The following is a 15,367-nucleotide window of genomic DNA, read 5'->3' as shown; positions in this document are numbered from 1 at the left end:
CATCGGGGGAGCGGGACCGGTCCGCGAAATCCACCGGGGCGCGGGCGGTCGGGGTCACCGCGCCGGCGCGGAAAGGGCGGTCCCGGAAAACCGCGCCGATCCGCCACCGCGCCGATACCCGGGAGCACAACGCGACGGGCCCGATTTCCCCTCGGGGGAAATCGGGCCCGTTCACCGGAGCGGACGACCGGGTTCGAACCGGCGACCTCAACCTTGGCAAGGTTGCGCTCTACCAGCTGAGCTACGTCCGCGAAGGTGTCGAAGAAAACGATCGGAGATCATCCCGATCCCGATGTTCGGTGGGAAAGAGGGTCGACCACTTCCTCCGACGTTTCGACAGAGCCGCCCGGTCCCCTCGGTGAGGAGGGGGACACGGTCGGTGTCGACGGAGCGGGTGACAGGAATCGCACACTGCGCCTCCCCTTTGGAAAAGGGGCGCTCTACTACTGAGCTACACCCGCGCGACCGGTGGGGTTTCGCCGTTTCCGGCTTCGCCCCTCGGCGTGCTCCAGACTCTAGCCGATCACCCGGGGTGCCTGGCAAGTCGGCTCCCCCGGGTGGTCAACCGGCGCCTCAGTGGGCCGCGTTGAAGGCGTCGTAGACCTTCTTGGGGATCCGGCCGCGGGCGGGGACCTCCATGCCGTTGGACTCGGCCCAGGCGCGCACCGTCTTGGGGTCGGGGGCGACCGGAAGGTGACGGTAGGACTTTCCGGACTTGGTCTGCTTGCGGCCGGACTCCACGAAGGGGGCCAGGGCGTCGCGCAGCCTGCGCGCGTTCTCCGTGTTCAGGTCGATCTCGTAGGACTTGCCGTCGAGTCCGAAGGTGACCGTTTCTGCGGCCTCCCCGCCGTCGAGGTCGTCGGAGAGCGTGACCACTACCTGCTGAGCCACGATTTATCGGTCCTTTCGGAATGATCGTCCCCCGGTTCGCCGGAACGGTCTCCGGGGGGTTCACGATCAGATGGGTGGATAGGCTGTCGACCGGGATGAACACGTCGTCCTCCGTCGTGTTCGCCGTTCCCGGGTGACCGCTCCGCAATGGCGGCGCCGGCCCGCTGTTTTCGGCCTCGACGCGCCTTCCGGGCGGTGCCATACCTTCCTTTTATCATTATCCAGCGCGTTTTTCTTCCCCGATACCCCTCTGTGACCCGGGGGTGTGCGGTGAGGGTTCCCGTAAGTGGGGCCGGAAGTCGACGCCGTCCGATATCTACCCGTGTAGATTTCGATGCCCGGTACGCTGAGGCGTGCAGCGTCAAGCACTTACCTCACCGGGAGTACCAGTGGCTCGCGTCGTCATCGACGTCATGCTCAAGCCGGAGATCCTCGACCCCCAGGGCCAGGCGGTGCAGCGCGCGCTGCCCCGTCTCGGTTTCGACGGCGTCGCCGATGTCCGGCAGGGCAAGCGCTTCGAAATCGAACTCGAAGGCCCCGCCGACGAGGCGGCCCTCGCCCGCGTGCGCGAGATGGCCGAGACCTTCCTCGCCAACACCGTCATCGAGGACTTCACCGTCCGGGTCGAAGAGCCCGCCGACACCGCCGGGTCCGGGAGCTCCCGATGACCGCCCGGATCGGCGTCGTCACCTTCCCCGGCTCCCTCGACGACCGGGACGCGGCCCGCGCCGTGCGCCTGGCCGGGGCCGAGCCCGTCGCCCTGTGGCACCGCGACACCGACCTGCGGGAGGTGGACGCGGTCATCCTGCCCGGTGGCTTCTCCTACGGTGACTACCTGCGCTGCGGAGCCATCGCCCGCTTCTCCCCGGTCATGGGAAGCGTCATCGAGCGCGCCCGCGCCGGCCTGCCCGTCCTCGGCATCTGCAACGGCTTCCAGGTGCTGTGCGAGGCCCACCTGCTGCCGGGTGCCCTGACCCGCAACGACCACCTGCACTTCATCTGCCGCGACCAGCGCCTGCGGGTGGAGAACGCCGACACCGCCTGGACCCGCGCCTACACCGCCGGCCAGGAGATCACCATCCCGCTGAAGAACGGCGAGGGCGGCTACGTCGCCGACGAGCGCACCCTCGACGAGCTCGAGGGCGAGGGCCGGGTCGTCTTCCGCTACCTGGAGGCCAACCCCAACGGCTCCCGCCGCGACATCGCCGGGATCACCAACGCGGCCGGCAACGTCGTCGGCCTCATGCCCCACCCCGAGCACGCCGTCGAGGACCTCACCGGCTCCGGCACCGACGGACTCGGCTTCTTCACCTCGGCCATCGAGAACCTGGTTGGCACCGCATGAGCCCCCTCACCCCCCTGGACACCGTCGACCACGCCGCCAAGACCCCGGACTCGCCCCAGCCCTGGGCCGAACTCGGCCTCAAGGAGGACGAGTACGCGCGCATCCGGGAGATCCTCGACCGCCGGCCCACCGGCGCCGAGCTGGCCATGTACTCGGTCATGTGGTCCGAGCACTGCTCCTACAAGTCCAGCAAGGTCCACCTGCGGCAGTTCGGTGAGAAGGCCCCGGAGAACGACGCACTGCTGGTGGGCATCGGCGAGAACGCCGGCGTCGTGGACATCGGCCAGGGCTACGCCGTCACCTTCAAGGTGGAGTCCCACAACCACCCCTCGTACATCGAGCCCTACCAGGGCGCGGCCACCGGCATCGGCGGCATCGTCCGCGACATCCTCGCCATGGGCGCCCGCCCGGTCGCCGTGATGGACCCGCTGCGCTTCGGCGCCGCCGACCACCCCGACACCCGCCGGGTGCTGCCCGGCGTGGTCGCCGGCATCGGCGGCTACGGCAACTGCCTGGGCCTGCCCAACATCGGCGGCGAGGTCGTCTTCGACGACTGCTACCAGGGCAACCCGCTGGTCAACGCCCTGTGCGTGGGCGTGATGAAGCACGAGGACATCCACCTCGCCAAGGCCTCGGGCACCGGCAACAAGGTCATCCTCTACGGCGCCCGCACCGGCGGCGACGGCATCGGCGGCGTCTCCGTGCTCGCCTCCGAGACCTTCGACGCCGAGGGCCCCGCCAAGCGGCCCGCCGTCCAGGTCGGCGACCCCTTCCAGGAGAAGCTCCTCATCGAGTGCACCCTGGAACTCTTCGCCGAGGACCTCGTCACCGGCATCCAGGACCTCGGCGGCGCGGGCCTGTCCTGCGCCACCTCCGAGCTGGCCTCCGCCGGCTCCGGCGGCATGCGCGTGGAGCTGGACACCGTCCCGCTGCGCGACTCCTCGCTCTCTCCCGAGGAGATCCTGATGAGCGAGTCGCAGGAGCGCATGTGCGCGGTCGTCGAGCCGGGGAAGGTCGAGCGGTTCCTGGAGATCTGCGAGAAGTGGGACGTGATCGCCACCGTCATCGGTGAGGTCACCGACGGCGACCGGCTGGAGATCTTCTGGCACGGCGAGCGGATCGTGGACGTGCCGCCGCGCACCGTCGCCCACGAGGGCCCGGTCTACCACCGGCCGATCGCCCGCCCGCGGTGGCAGGACGCCCTGGTCGCCGACGACCCGGCCGCGCTGGCCCGCCCGGCGAACGGCGAGGAGCTGCGCGAGCAGGTGCTGCGCCTGGTCTCCTCGCCCAACCAGGCGTCCAAGACGTGGATCACCGACCAGTACGACCGGTACGTGCTGGGCAACACCGTCCTCTCCCAGCCCGAGGACTCCGGCATGATCCGCGTCGACGAGGAGACCAACCTCGGCGTCGCGGTCGCCACCGACGGCAACGGCCGGTACGCCAAGCTCGACCCCTACGCCGGGGCGCAGCTCGCCCTGGCCGAGGCGTACCGCAACGTCGCCGCCACCGGTGCCCGCCCGCTGGCCGTCACCGACTGCCTCAACTTCGGCTCCGCCGAGGACCCCGGCGTCATGTGGCAGTTCTCCGAGGCCTGCCGCGGTCTCGCCGACGGCTGCCAACAGCTCGGTACCCCGGTGACCGGTGGCAACGTCTCGCTGTACAACCAGACCGGCGACACCGCCATCCACCCCACTCCGGTGGTCGGCGTCCTCGGCGTCATCGACGACGTCACCCGCCGCACCCCGATGGCCTTCCGCGAGGAGGGACAGCTGCTCTACCTGCTCGGCGACACCGCCGGTGAGTTCGGCGGCTCGGCGTGGGCGCAGGTGATCCACGACCACCTCGGCGGCGTGCCGCCCGAGGTGGACCTGGAGCGGGAGCGGCTGCTCGCCGACATCCTGATCAACGCCTCCCGGGACGGCATGGTCGACGCCGCGCACGACCTCTCGGACGGTGGGCTGATCCAGGCCGTCGTCGAGTCCTGCCTGCGCGGCGGACGGGGCGCCCGCCTGGTGGTGCCCGAGGGTCTGGACGCCTTCACCCTGCTCTTCTCCGAGTCGGCGGGCCGGGCCGTGGTGGCCGTGCCGCGCTCGGAGGAGGTCCGCTTCAACGACATGTGCGGTGCCCGGGGCCTGCCCGCGACCCGCGTCGGAGTGGTGGACGGCGACGCCATCGAGGTCCAGGGGGCCTTCACGCTCCCGCTGGCCGAGGTCCGCGCCGCGCACGAGCGCACCCTGCCGGAGCTCTTCGGCTGACCCGCCGGGCCGTGGGGTTCCCACCGGCCCCGAACGCGCGTCGGCGGCCCACCCCCGCCCGGGGGTGGGCCGCCGACGCGCGCGGACCGCGGGGACGGCCGACCGGGTCAGACCCGGGTGCCGCCGGACTCGCCGGAGGAGAGCCGGTCGAGCTGGTGGTAGATCTTGGACTTGAACAGCTCCGGGTCCGGGACGTGCCGCAGCACCATCTTCCCCTGCTCGGAGGCGGACTGGACGTTCAGCGTCCCGTACCGCATGATCCGCTCCCACAGGTTGACGCTGTAGGAGACGTCGTTGACCCGGGAGAGCGGGATGCTGCGGCCGGCCTTGGTGATGAACCCCATCCGCTTGTGCAGCCGCTTGGTGGTCAGCACGTAGACGGTGGAACGCCACTGGAGCATGGGGATCAGCCACAACCAGCAGGCGGCGATCACCCCGGCGCCGATCACCACCCACATGGCGGTGTCGTACCACTCCTCCTGTGAGGGGAGGAACCACAGCACGGCGCCGGTGACGGCGGCGACCAGGCACAGCAGGAGGAACTCGCTGACCAGCGTGGTCCAGTGCTGGCGCGTGTAGTACAGCAGTTCCTCGTCCTCGCCGAGGTAGCGGTCCGCGATAGGCATGGGCGCATCCTGGCACATCGGCGCCGGCCGGGGGAGTGCGATCGGCCCACCGTCGCCGTACTGTTTCAGTGGTGTTCCCGGGCGTTCCACGGGGTTCCGTGATGTTCCGTGCCCTCGCGCACCGTTCCGTCCCGCCCGCGCGACGGGAGGCCTTCGGAGGGCCTCGCCGTCGCCCCCGGGATCGGTGTGGAGGGGCGATAACCACCCCGTCAGGCCGTAAGCTCCGAACATGTCCACAGTCCGTCGCAAGCCTCGTACCCACCGGCCCGACCGGGTCCGGGACGCCCTGCTGGCCCAGGTGGAATTCCTGCGCCTGGCGGTGGACGGGCTCACCCCGGACCGGTTCGACCGGGAGACCGGACTGCCCGGCTGGGAGGTCCGGCACCTCATCGCCCATCTCGTGCGTCAGGTCGACTCCCTGCCCCGACTGTTGGCCGAGCCCGCTCCCGCCGGCAACCGCCCGGCCCGCGACGTCTCCGACTGGGTGCTGTCCACCGGGTCCCGGGCGAAGCGGTTGGACGAGGAGGCCCACCGCGACGCCGCCGCCATCGCCGATCCCGCGGCGGCCCTGCGCGGGGCGGCGGAGGAACTGGAGTCGGTGATCGAGACCGGCATCCGGGAGGACGTGCTGCTGCCGGTGCCCTTCGGCTCGATGCGGGCCCTGGACTTCACCGTCACCCGGCTGGTGGAGACCGTGGTGCACGCGGACGACCTCACCAGGGCGTTGGGCTCGCCCGTGCGGCTGGACCGGATGGCGCTGGCCACGACGGTGCGGGTGCTGGCCGACGCTTTGGCCGACAAGGTACCCGGGGCCTCCACGGAGGTGCGGGTTCCGCCCTTCGCCGTCGTGCAGTGCCTCGCCGGCCCCCGGCACACCCGGGGCACCCCGCCGAACGTCGTGGAGACCGACCCGATCACCTGGATGCGGCTGGCTTCCGGCCGGGTGGGTTGGCGGCTGGCGGTGGCCACCGGGCGGCTGAAGGTGAGCGGGGAACGGGCGGGGACGCTCGCCGACCACCTCCCCCTGCTGGGGTGATCGGCCCCACTCCGGCTGCCCGTCTCCCGACTTTCCCCGGCTTTCCCCGGATCCCCTCCTCCCGTCGTCGGCCCACCACGCCCGGGTGCCGGTGGGCGCCCGCCTCACGGCGCGTGAAGGGGGCGTGAAAGGCCCGGGAAACGGTGATTCCGGTCTCATTCCCCGCGCCGAGCCGCAGGTGGGAGAGGGGGTCCCCGGGTCGGGACGGTCCACGGGGATTCGGTACCGTCGCCCGGCCGGCCTAGACTCGAAGGCGTGCCAGGTGATGGACGACTCAGTCACGACCTCAACCCCGGCGAGAAGGGCCCGAGGGACGCCTGCGGCGTCTTCGGCGTCTGGGCCCCCGGCGAAGAGGTCGCCAAGCTCAGCTATTTCGGGTTGTACGCCCTGCAACACCGCGGACAGGAGTCCGCGGGCATCGCCGTGAGCGACGGCTCCAAGATCCTCGTCTTCAAGGACATGGGACTGGTCTCCCAGGTCTTCGACGAGACCTCCCTCGGCTCCCTGCGGGGCCACATCGCGGTCGGACACACCCGGTACTCCACCACCGGTTCCCCGACCTGGGAGAACGCCCAGCCCACCTTCCGCGCGACCGGCCACGGCTCGATCGCCCTGGGCCACAACGGCAACCTCGTCAACACCGCCGACCTCGCCGCCATGGTCGAGGAACTCCCCGGCGCCGGCAGGGGCTCCCGCAACCGGGTCGCCGTCACCAACGACACCGACCTGGTGACCACCCTCCTCGCCGGGCAGACCGCCCCCGACGGCACCCCGCTGACCGTGGAGCAGGCCGCCCCCGAGGTCCTGGGCAAGGCGCGCGGCGCGTTCAGCTTCGTCTTCATGGACGAGACCACCCTGTACGCCGCCCGCGACCCGCAGGGCTTCCGCCCGCTGGTCCTCGGTCGCCTGGAGCGCGGCTGGGTGATCGCCTCCGAGACCGCCGCCCTCGACATCGTCGGCGCCTCCCGGGTCCGCGAGATCGAGCCGGGTGAGCTGATCGCCGTCGACGAGAACGGCCTGCGCAGCTCCCGATTCGCGGAAGCGAAGCCCCGGGGCTGTGTCTTCGAGTACGTGTACCTGGCCCGCCCGGACACCGACATCGCCGGCCGCAACGTCCACCTCTCGCGGGTGGAGATGGGCCGGCGGCTCGCCGCCGAGGCCCCCGCCGACGCCGATCTGGTGATCGCCACGCCGGAGTCCGGCACCCCCGCCGCCATCGGGTACGCCGAGGCGAGCGGTATCCCCTACGGCGCCGGCCTGGTGAAGAACTCCTACGTCGGCCGCACCTTCATCCAGCCCAGCCAGACGATCCGTCAGCTCGGCATCCGCCTCAAGCTCAACCCGCTGCGCGAGGTCATCCGCGGCAAGCGCCTGGTGGTCGTGGACGACTCGATCGTGCGCGGCAACACCCAGCGCGCCCTGGTGCGGATGCTCCGCGAGGCCGGGGCCGCCGAGGTGCACGTGCGGATCAGCTCCCCGCCCATCAAGTGGCCGTGCTTCTTCGGCATCGACTTCGCCACCCGGGCCGAGTTGATCGCCAACGGCCTGGGCGTGCGGGAGATCGGCGCCTCCCTGGGAGCCGACTCCCTGGCCTACATCTCGATCGACGGCATGATCGAGTCCACCACCATCGCCAAGCCCAACCTCTGCCGGGCCTGCTTCGACGGCGAGTACCCGGTCGAGCTGCCCGATCCGGAGAGACTGGGCAAGAACCTGCTGGAGACGGCCTCGCCGAACGCCGGCGGGAGCCCCGGTCCCGGCACGGACCCGGTCGCGGACGGCCCGCTGACCGACCCCGACGGGGTGCGCTCGGCGACCGCCGGGGTGGGTGCCGGGGACGCGCTGCGCCGCCCGTGACGCCCGGCCGCCCGGACCCCGGGCGGCGCGTGCGACGTGTCACCCGGCGCGTCATCCGGCGAATGGCCCGGAGAACCACATCCAGCGAAGAGGTCGAAGAGACACCGTGAAGGACAGCTCCCCCGCCCCCGAGGCCGCCTCCTACGCCGCCGCGGGCGTCGACATCGAGGCAGGCGACACCGCCGTCGAGCTGATGAAGAAGTGGGTGGCCCGCGCCCAGCGCCCCGAGAGCGTCGGCGGCCTCGGCGGCTTCGCCGGCCTCTTCGACGCCTCCGCGCTGCGCGACTACCGCCGCCCGCTGCTGGCCTCCGCCACCGACGGCGTCGGGACCAAGGTCGCCATCGCCCAGCGCATGGACGTGCACGACACCATCGGCCGGGACCTGGTCGCCATGGTCGTCGACGATCTCGTGGTGTGCGGGGCCGAGCCCCTGTTCATGACCGACTACGTCTGTGTCGGGAAGGTCGTCCCCGAGCGGGTCGCGGCCATCGTCAAGGGCATCGCCGAGGGCTGCTCCCTGGCGGGTTGCGCCCTGGTCGGCGGCGAGACCGCCGAGCACCCCGGCCTGCTGGGCCCGGACGAGTACGACGTGGCGGGCGCCGCCACCGGCGTCGTCGAGGCCGACGAGCTGCTGGGCGCCGAGCGGGTGCGCGCCGGCGACGCGCTGATCGCCATGGCCTCCTCCGGCCTGCACTCCAACGGCTACTCGCTGGTGCGGCACGTGCTGCTGGAGCGCGCCGGCTGGGAGCTGGACCGGGACGTCCCCGAGCTGGGCCGCACCCTGGGCGAGGAACTGCTCGAGCCCACCCGTATCTACGCCCTGGACTGCCTGGAGCTCATCCGCGCCCCCGGCACCGGGGTGCGGGCGCTGTCCCACGTCACCGGCGGGGGACTGGCGGCCAACCTGGCCCGGGTGATCCCGAACGGCCTGCGCGCCGAGCCCGACCGCGCCACCTGGACCCCCGCGCCGATCTTCTCCCTGGTCGGCGGGCAGGGCCGGATGGAGCGCGCGGAGCTGGAGCGGACCCTGAACATGGGCGTGGGCATGATCGCCGTGGTGGCGCCGGAGTCGGTGGACAGCGCGCTGTCGGCGCTGGCCGCGCGCGGCGTGGAGGCATGGGCCCTGGGCCACGTGGTGGAGGCGGGCGACGGCGGGTCCGGGGCCCGTCTGATCGGCGACCACCCCGCGTGACCCGCCCGCGCACCCGGGGTCCGGAGCCGGCGGCCGGGTTCCCGGGGCCCGCTCCGAGGAGGGAGTTCGGACAGCACGGCGACCGGTCCGGCGGGGGCCGGACCGGTGGTCGTGTCGTGCGGAGGAGGACGGGGCGCCGGTGGGACACGGCGGAACGGCATGGCGTCACCGCGTGTGACGTGTGCCGCGGCCGGGTCGCCGGGGGTACCGCTCCGGCGCCGGGGCGCCGGGCGCCTCGGGGTCAGCGGTGGTGCCGACCCGGGGGCCCCGATGGAGGGCTGTCCTCGTCCGCCTCGTCGTCGTCGTTGTACATCTGCGCATAGCGCGCGTACGGGTCGTTCTCCACCTCGTCGTCCTCGAAGCCGTCGCCGTTCGGCGACCCGCTCGGAGTGGAAGCACCCAGCTCTTCGGCAAGTCGTGACAGGTCGGTCCCACCGCTGTTGTACTTCAGCTGGCGGGCGACCTTTGTCTGCTTGGCCTTGGCCCGGCCGCGCCCCATTGGCTCGACCCCCTCAACGTAGGGGCTCACCGGCCCCGGAGTTGTCGACATGCGTTCATGACACGGAGTGGGTCCGGCAGAGCCCGACCCACCGGACTTCAACGGTACCCGCTTCCCGAAGCCTACGGTACGCCGTCCACGGGACACGCGACGCCGACATCCGCCCCCGGCGGGGATTCCCCGCTGGTCAGGTGCGATTTTACCGTCTTTCCGGTTGGAATCGGCACGGGGGACGTGACATGTCTTACGCGAGCGACCTCCCCGCGCCGTCGTCGGCGACGGCGCGGACGGGCGTGTCGGCGACCGGACGGCCGGCCGGACCGGCGCACCGCGCCCGGCCGGCCGTCCGGTGCGGGTCAGCGCCCCGCGGCCATCCGCTGCTCGGCGATCCGGTCGGCGGCGGTCACCGGCGGCACGTCCTCCCGCTCGGCCAGCCGGAAGATCTCCAGGGTGGTGTCGTGGATCCGGGTCGCTTGCTTCTTCGCACGTGCGAAGTCGAAACCGCGGAGTTCGTCGGCCACCTGGATCACCCCGCCGGAGTTCACCACGTAGTCCGGCGCGTACAGCACGCCGCGGGCGGCGAGGTCCTTGCCGATCCCCGGGTGGGCCAGCTGGTTGTTGGCCGCGCCGCACACCACCGAGGCGGTGAGCACCGGCACGGTCGTGTCGCTCAGGGCGCCGCCCAGCGCGCACGGGGCGTACACGTCCAGGTCCGGGACGCGGATCAGCTCCTCGGCGTCGGACACCGCGACGACATCCGGGTGCGCGGTGCGGACCCGCTCCACGGCCTCCGGCCGCACGTCGGTGACGAACACCTCCGCCCCGGCCTCCACGAGGTGGTCCACCAGCAGGTGGCCGACCTTGCCGACCCCCGCGACCGCCACCCGGCGCCCGGCCAGGTCGGCGGTGCCCCAGCGGTACTCGGAGGCGGCCCGCATCCCCTGGAACACGCCGAAGGCGGTGAGCACCGAGGAGTCACCGGCGCCGCCGTTCTCCGGGGACCTGCCGGTGGTCCACCGGCAGGTCCGCGCGACGACGTCCATGTCCCCCACGTAGGTGCCCACGTCGCAGGCGGTCACGTACCGACCGCCCAGGGAGTCCACGAACCGGCCGTAGGCCAGCAGCAGCTCCTCGCTCTTGTCCTGCGCCGGATCACCGATGATCACGGCCTTGCCGCCGCCGTGGGCCAGGCCGGCCAGGGCGTTCTTGTAGCTCATCCCGCGTGCCAGGTTCAGGGCGTCGCGCAGCGCGGCGGCCTCGGGGCGGGACTCGCCGGAGTAGGCGTGGAAACGGGTGCCGCCCAGGGCCGGGCCCAGGGCGGTGGAGTGGATCGCGATGACGGCCCGCAGGCCGCTGTCCCGGTCCTGGCAGAGCACGACCTGCTCGTGCCCGCCCTCGGTCTCGGAGCGGAAGAGGATGTCGAGCACGTCGACGTCCGCGGAGGTCGGGGGACCGCCCGTGCCGGTGGTGACCGGGTCTTCCGGGGCGCCGCCGGGGGTGCCGCCGGGGATCTGTTCGCCGACGACGCTGTCGGCGGGACGTACATCAGCCACTGTGGTGACTCCTGTAGGTCGGGAGGAGATGCCCTCCTACGGGTGGGGAGGGCCGGTTGTCACGACTGTACGGCGCGCCCTCCCGCCAAGAGGGCACAACTGTGTCACAGCGTGCGGATACCCGCGGTCGCTGTTCGGGCGTCGGGAGGGGAGCGACCCCGGGAGTCGGGTTCCGGCCCGGCCGATTCGCGCACCGGTCCGATTCGCGCACTGGCCGGGAGGGGCGGGAACCACGATCATGGGGGCACCCGCGCCGACCGGCGGGCCCGGGACGCGACGGGGGCCCGGACCGGCGTGCGGGGCCGGACGCGCCCCGCGGCGGGGCGGTGAGGAGGGTGCGTGGTGTCGAAGGTGCCGTACGCGGCCTACCTGCGGGTGTACGAGCCCCTGACGGCCTTCCCCGAGCCGGAACGCGCGCACTGGACGGCCTACGCCAAGCGGGACCGTCTGCCCGACGAGCAGGACGAGATCCGGCTCGCCCTGGCCGGGACGGTGGCCGTGCCCCCGCGCGCCGCCCCGGAGCGGGAGAGCGCGGACGCGTTCGTGACCACTCTCAACGGCGTGCTGTGCGTGTGTCCCTGGCGCACCCGGCTGCGCTCCTGGCTGGCCCTGTCCGAGGTGGACGACTGGCTGATGCCTCCCTCGGTGCTGGACGCCGCCCTGCCCCCGGCGGCCCGCAGGCGGGCCGCCGCCGCCCGTGATCGGTGGCGCGAGCGGCATCCCGACGCCCGTCCCTGGATCCGCTCGGCGCTGTGGCACGTGCCGGTGCGGTGGTTCGCCCTGTTCTCCGACGAGGAGCGGCGGTTGACCCCCGCCTCCCCCGACCGGCCGCCCCGACTGCGGTACCGCACGCCGATGGTGCAGGCCCGGCGTCGGGTGGCGCGGGCCCTGCGCACGGTGCGCCGCGCGCTGCCGGACGGGCCGCTGGAGGATGCGCTGGTGGACGTGGGGCGCTGGTTGGAGGAGTTCCACCCGCGTTCGTTGGTCGAACTGGACTACGGCGGATTGGTGCATACGATGTCCGCACGACGGTTGGCCGAGGACCACTCGGCGGCCGACGTGGCCTCGGCGCTGGCGGCGCTGGCGGCCGGGGAACTCGAGCGCGCGGACACCCTCTACGAGGAGTTGACCGGACGCTGGCTGGAGATCCGCGAGCGGCAGTTCGCCAACTGAGCGCCCACCGATCGTCGACGGCCGGGGGTCTCCCGACGGTGTCGGCGGTCGCGCGGCGGTTGTGCGGTGGTCGTCCCGGGCGGTCGGTGAGGAGGCCGATGGACCCGGGTACGGAGGCCCGGATCCCTTCGGGCATCGCGAAACGTCGTTTTCCGGACTTCTTTCGCGAAGCCCCGGGGGAGGTCGACGGGTTCGCCGGCCCGCGGGGACTTCGGCCCCCGGCGGGCGGGGCGAGCGGCTCCGCGGGGGAGGGCCTTCGGAGGCCATCGGCGGGACGAAAGCCCCAAGTTGGCCCCAAGGGTGACGGATGGCACGGAAGGTACCCAGAGGGTGTCTTGCCTTCAAGTGCCTTCCTCGTGTCAAAATAGGACAAGGAGCCCCGACGGGCTCCTTCTGTCCGCCGATGGGTGGATGGATCGGTATTGCACTCCTTGGCGGGGTTCGTGGGACCTTGGTGTCGCATGACGGATGGTCACCCGTGGGTAACTGTCCGCTATGGGATGGTCCATCCGGCATCCGCCGAGGTTGAACCCCTCGGAGCGCAATTCCATCGGTTTGGTCGAGCAGGCTGGACGGATGGTGTAGTTGTAGTGCCGAGGACAAGCCGTTCGTCCTATAACCGACTCGACCCGCCTCACCTGATTTCGGGCAACGCGGGTCAAGGTGCAGAATTCAAGAGGAAAGAACCGTATTGGTTCGGTTCTCTCAAGGAGGCCGCTCATGACCGCTCGCACCCCTGATGCCGAGCCGCTGTTGACCCCGGCGGAGGTTGCCACCATGTTCCGCGTGGACCCCAAGACGGTCACACGCTGGGCGAAGGCGGGCAAGCTGACGTCGATCCGCACGCTCGGCGGGCACCGCCGCTATCGGGAGACGGAGGTGCGCGCGCTCCTCGCGGGCATTCCGCAGCAGCGCGGCGAGGCCTGAGCATCCCGCGCCACGCCCCGGTACCGTCCGGGCGGCGGGGCCCCCCACCTCGCACCAGCGCGAACCCCATCGCGCCGGACTCCGCCGAGTCCGGCGCGATTTTCGTGTGCCCGCACGCCCGCACGCCCGCACGCCCCGAGCCGGGTGCGGTCCGGGGCGTGCGGATGACGGCCGCCCGAGGGGTTTCGCGGGGGCCCCGGGAGCCACTTGAGCCTTTTCCCTCCCGCTTCCCCCTCTCCTCCCCGTGATGTGTGGGGAGCGGAAAACCGGGCAGGCGCACGCCCGGGAGAGAGGAATTCGAGCCGTTTCCGGGGCCCGGGACCGGCGCACCACCGTCCCCGGGAAGACACTTCCCGGGGCAGTGCAATGGCACATATGAAATGTGAGGCCTCTCGGGGCCGGGGATACGGCCCCTTCCGTCCGGGAAGTTCCGTGACTCCCGTCACATCGAGACGCCCTTGCGGCTCCGGATGATCTTGAGGTAGGAAGCGGGCCCGGCCGCCCTCCCCTTCCGCTCCGGGGGCGGGGCGAGGGGTCGGCCCCGGGCGGACACGGCCCGAATCCGGTCGGGTCCCCGGATCCCGAATCCGTCGCCTCCGGGACGGGACCGTGCGGCTCCGATATGGGGCCCATACCCGGCAGGGTACTCCTCCGGCCCCCCGGTGGAACCCGGGATTCCGGATTCGTGTCGGCCCCCCGCGCGTTCCCGCTCGCCCCCGCGCGTCACGGGCGGTCGCATCCGGGCCCCGCGCTGTCGGCCGGGAGCGGAAGCCCCCGGGCTCCGCCGGGACACCGGCACCCCGGGCTCCGGGCACACGAAAACGGCGGACCATCCTCGGATGATCCGCCGTCGACGCGGTCCTGACGGGATTTGAACCCGCGGCCTCCACCTTGACAGGGTGGCGAGCACTCCAAACTGCTCCACAGGACCTCGCTCGCGAGACGTGACTCTACCCCGGGCGCGACCCCGGGAGCCAACTCACCGAACGTGACCGGGACCGGACGCCCGACACCCCGCCCCGGAGCGGTCCGCCCCGTGCGGGACCGGCACCGCACGGGACACCGACCCGCTCACGGCGTCGCCGCCGCCACCGCCTTGAGGATCCGCTTGTCCGACACCGGCCCGGCCGTCCCCAGGGCGTGCGCGAAGTAGCTGACCCGCAGCTCCTCGACCATCCACCGGATCTCCCGCACCGCCTCCGGCACCGGACGCCCCTCCGGGAACCGCGCCCGCAGCCGCTCGTACTCCGCCAGCATCTCCCGCACCTTGGCCATCCGGGCCCGGTCCCGCTCCGCCTGGTGCGGCATCTGCTGCAACCGCCGGTCCACCGCGGTGAGGTACCGCATCAGGTCCGGCAGGCGCCGTACCCCGTGCCGGGTCACGAACCCCGTCGGCGTCAACCACGCCAGCTGGTCGCGGACATCGGCCACCGCCGGCGCCAACACCGGGCTGCGCACCCCCGCCAGCCGCCGCTCGCACGCCTGCAGCGCGGTCAACACCTCGCGCACCCGACCCACCACACGCAGCGTCAGGTCCGTGATGTCCGCCCGCACCGCGTCGAACAGCTTCGTGAACCCCGCCTCGTCCCGGGCCGGCCCGCCGTGCGCCGCGATCAACCGGTCCGCCGCCGCCGAGACGCAGTCGGCCAGCAGCGCCTGCACGTCCCCGTGCGGGGAGGAGGCCAGGGCCAGCTTCGCGGTGTTGTCCAGCTTCCGGGTCACGAACCGCGCCGGGTCCGAGGGCAGCCGCAGCAGCACCAGCCGCCGGGTCCCGGCCCACATCGCCTCCGCGGCCTCCGTCTCCGTGTCGTACAGCCGCACGCCCACCGAGGCGCCCTCGTCGGCCAGCGCGGGGTACGCCCGCACCGGCTGCCCGCCGCGCCGCGTCTCGACGACCTTCGGCAGCTCCCCGACGCTCCACGAGGTCAGCCCGGTGCGCCGTTCGATCGTCGGCCCGGTGGTCTCCACCGGATCGGCCCCCTCGGCCCCGGAACCCGGGGCCCCGGAGCC

The 15,367-nt window shown here is 72.3% G+C and carries 13 protein-coding genes and 3 tRNA genes; 8 read left to right on the top strand and 8 right to left on the bottom strand.

Features of this window, described 5'->3' with window-relative positions; genetic code table 11:
- Window positions 1–178 precede the first annotated feature (178 nt).
- The 3 genes from FNQ90_RS02350 to FNQ90_RS26945 form a co-directional block, all read right to left on the bottom strand.
- Window positions 179–251 (bottom strand) — tRNA-Gly (locus FNQ90_RS02350).
- A 138-nt stretch (window positions 252–389) separates the two neighbouring features.
- A tRNA-Gly gene (locus tag FNQ90_RS02345) sits at window positions 390–461 on the bottom strand.
- Between the two features lie 112 nt (window positions 462–573).
- A complete protein-coding gene (locus FNQ90_RS26945; RefSeq protein WP_143620246.1) occupies window positions 574–891 on the bottom strand; it encodes a histone-like nucleoid-structuring protein Lsr2 in 318 nt (105 codons plus the stop codon).
- 389 nt (window positions 892–1,280) lie between these two features.
- Here FNQ90_RS26945 and purS point away from each other — a divergent pair, with 389 nt between their 5' ends.
- From purS to purL, 3 genes are read left to right on the top strand one after another with little or no spacing between them, the layout of a single operon-like run.
- Window positions 1,281–1,559, top strand: coding sequence for a phosphoribosylformylglycinamidine synthase subunit PurS (gene purS, locus FNQ90_RS02335; RefSeq protein ID WP_143620248.1), 279 nt, complete (start codon window positions 1,281–1,283; stop codon window positions 1,557–1,559).
- On the top strand, window positions 1,556–2,236 hold the full coding sequence (gene purQ, locus FNQ90_RS02330) for a phosphoribosylformylglycinamidine synthase subunit PurQ (protein WP_143620250.1): 681 nt from the start codon (window positions 1,556–1,558) through the stop codon (window positions 2,234–2,236). The genes purS and purQ overlap by 4 nt, the downstream gene beginning before the upstream one ends.
- Entirely contained in the window at window positions 2,233–4,494 is a 2,262-nt protein-coding gene (gene purL, locus FNQ90_RS02325; RefSeq protein WP_182604705.1) for a phosphoribosylformylglycinamidine synthase subunit PurL, read from the top strand. Before purQ ends, purL begins: the two co-directional genes overlap by 4 nt.
- A 107-nt stretch (window positions 4,495–4,601) precedes the next feature.
- On the opposite strand, the gene FNQ90_RS02320 is transcribed toward purL, so the two are convergent.
- A complete protein-coding gene (locus FNQ90_RS02320; protein WP_143620254.1) occupies window positions 4,602–5,120 on the bottom strand; it encodes a PH domain-containing protein in 519 nt (172 codons plus the stop codon).
- A 229-nt stretch (window positions 5,121–5,349) separates the two neighbouring features.
- On the opposite strand from FNQ90_RS02320, the gene FNQ90_RS02315 reads away from it, so the two are divergent.
- The 3 genes from FNQ90_RS02315 (at window position 5,350) to purM (ending at window position 9,205) form a co-directional block, all read left to right on the top strand.
- Window positions 5,350–6,156: a maleylpyruvate isomerase family mycothiol-dependent enzyme gene (locus tag FNQ90_RS02315; protein WP_182604704.1), complete on the top strand. Its 807-nt coding sequence runs from the start codon at window positions 5,350–5,352 to the stop codon at window positions 6,154–6,156.
- A gap of 255 nt (window positions 6,157–6,411) precedes the next feature.
- Window positions 6,412–8,013 (top strand): amidophosphoribosyltransferase, encoded by a 1,602-nt coding sequence (gene purF, locus FNQ90_RS02310; protein WP_182604703.1) that lies wholly within the window; start codon window positions 6,412–6,414, stop codon window positions 8,011–8,013.
- Between the two features lie 106 nt (window positions 8,014–8,119).
- Window positions 8,120–9,205, top strand: coding sequence for a phosphoribosylformylglycinamidine cyclo-ligase (purM, locus tag FNQ90_RS02305; protein ID WP_182604702.1), 1,086 nt, complete (start codon window positions 8,120–8,122; stop codon window positions 9,203–9,205).
- Window positions 9,206–9,446: 241 nt separating this feature from the next.
- Here the strand turns inward: purM and FNQ90_RS02300 are convergent, their stop codons facing one another.
- On the bottom strand, window positions 9,447–9,704 hold the full coding sequence (locus FNQ90_RS02300) for a DUF3073 domain-containing protein (RefSeq protein WP_143618519.1): 258 nt from the start codon (window positions 9,702–9,704) through the stop codon (window positions 9,447–9,449).
- Window positions 9,705–10,060: 356 nt separating this feature from the next.
- On the bottom strand, window positions 10,061–11,131 hold the full coding sequence (locus FNQ90_RS02295) for a Leu/Phe/Val dehydrogenase (protein ID WP_323379740.1): 1,071 nt from the start codon (window positions 11,129–11,131) through the stop codon (window positions 10,061–10,063).
- A gap of 468 nt (window positions 11,132–11,599) precedes the next feature.
- On the opposite strand from FNQ90_RS02295, the gene FNQ90_RS02290 reads away from it, so the two are divergent.
- On the top strand, window positions 11,600–12,430 hold the full coding sequence (locus FNQ90_RS02290) for a hypothetical protein (RefSeq protein WP_182604701.1): 831 nt from the start codon (window positions 11,600–11,602) through the stop codon (window positions 12,428–12,430).
- 720 nt (window positions 12,431–13,150) lie between these two features.
- Window positions 13,151–13,357: a developmental transcriptional regulator BldC gene (gene bldC / locus FNQ90_RS02285; RefSeq protein ID WP_143618509.1), complete on the top strand. Its 207-nt coding sequence runs from the start codon at window positions 13,151–13,153 to the stop codon at window positions 13,355–13,357.
- Window positions 13,358–14,213: 856 nt separating this feature from the next.
- On the opposite strand, the gene FNQ90_RS02280 is transcribed toward bldC, so the two are convergent.
- Together FNQ90_RS02280 and FNQ90_RS02275 are read right to left on the bottom strand one after the other, a co-directional pair.
- Window positions 14,214–14,288 (bottom strand) — tRNA-Asp (locus tag FNQ90_RS02280).
- Between the two features lie 140 nt (window positions 14,289–14,428).
- Window positions 14,429–15,367: DUF3418 domain-containing protein (locus FNQ90_RS02275; protein ID WP_182604700.1), on the bottom strand; the 939-nt coding region annotated here is incomplete at its 5' end.

The organism is Streptomyces alkaliphilus (genome assembly GCF_014141535.1).
Taxonomy (GTDB): domain Bacteria; phylum Actinomycetota; class Actinomycetes; order Streptomycetales; family Streptomycetaceae; genus Streptomyces; species Streptomyces alkaliphilus.
The sequence above is the reverse complement of the archived record's forward strand: the minus strand, read 5'-3'. Positions and strand labels throughout refer to the sequence as shown.

Bases quoted from the DNA above. Each gene is read 5' to 3' on its own strand.
- purQ (WP_143620250.1), top strand. From the start codon at position 1,556: ATGACCGCCCGGATCGGCGTCGTCACCTTCCCCGGCTCCCTCGACGAC.
- purL (WP_182604705.1), top strand. From the start codon at position 2,233: ATGAGCCCCCTCACCCCCCTGGACACCGTCGACCACGCCGCCAAGACC.
- FNQ90_RS02320 (WP_143620254.1), bottom strand. From the start codon at position 5,120: ATGCCTATCGCGGACCGCTACCTCGGCGAGGACGAGGAACTGCTGTAC.
- FNQ90_RS02315 (WP_182604704.1), top strand. From the start codon at position 5,350: ATGTCCACAGTCCGTCGCAAGCCTCGTACCCACCGGCCCGACCGGGTC.
- FNQ90_RS02300 (WP_143618519.1), bottom strand. From the start codon at position 9,704: ATGGGGCGCGGCCGGGCCAAGGCCAAGCAGACAAAGGTCGCCCGCCAG.
- bldC (WP_143618509.1), top strand. From the start codon at position 13,151: ATGACCGCTCGCACCCCTGATGCCGAGCCGCTGTTGACCCCGGCGGAG.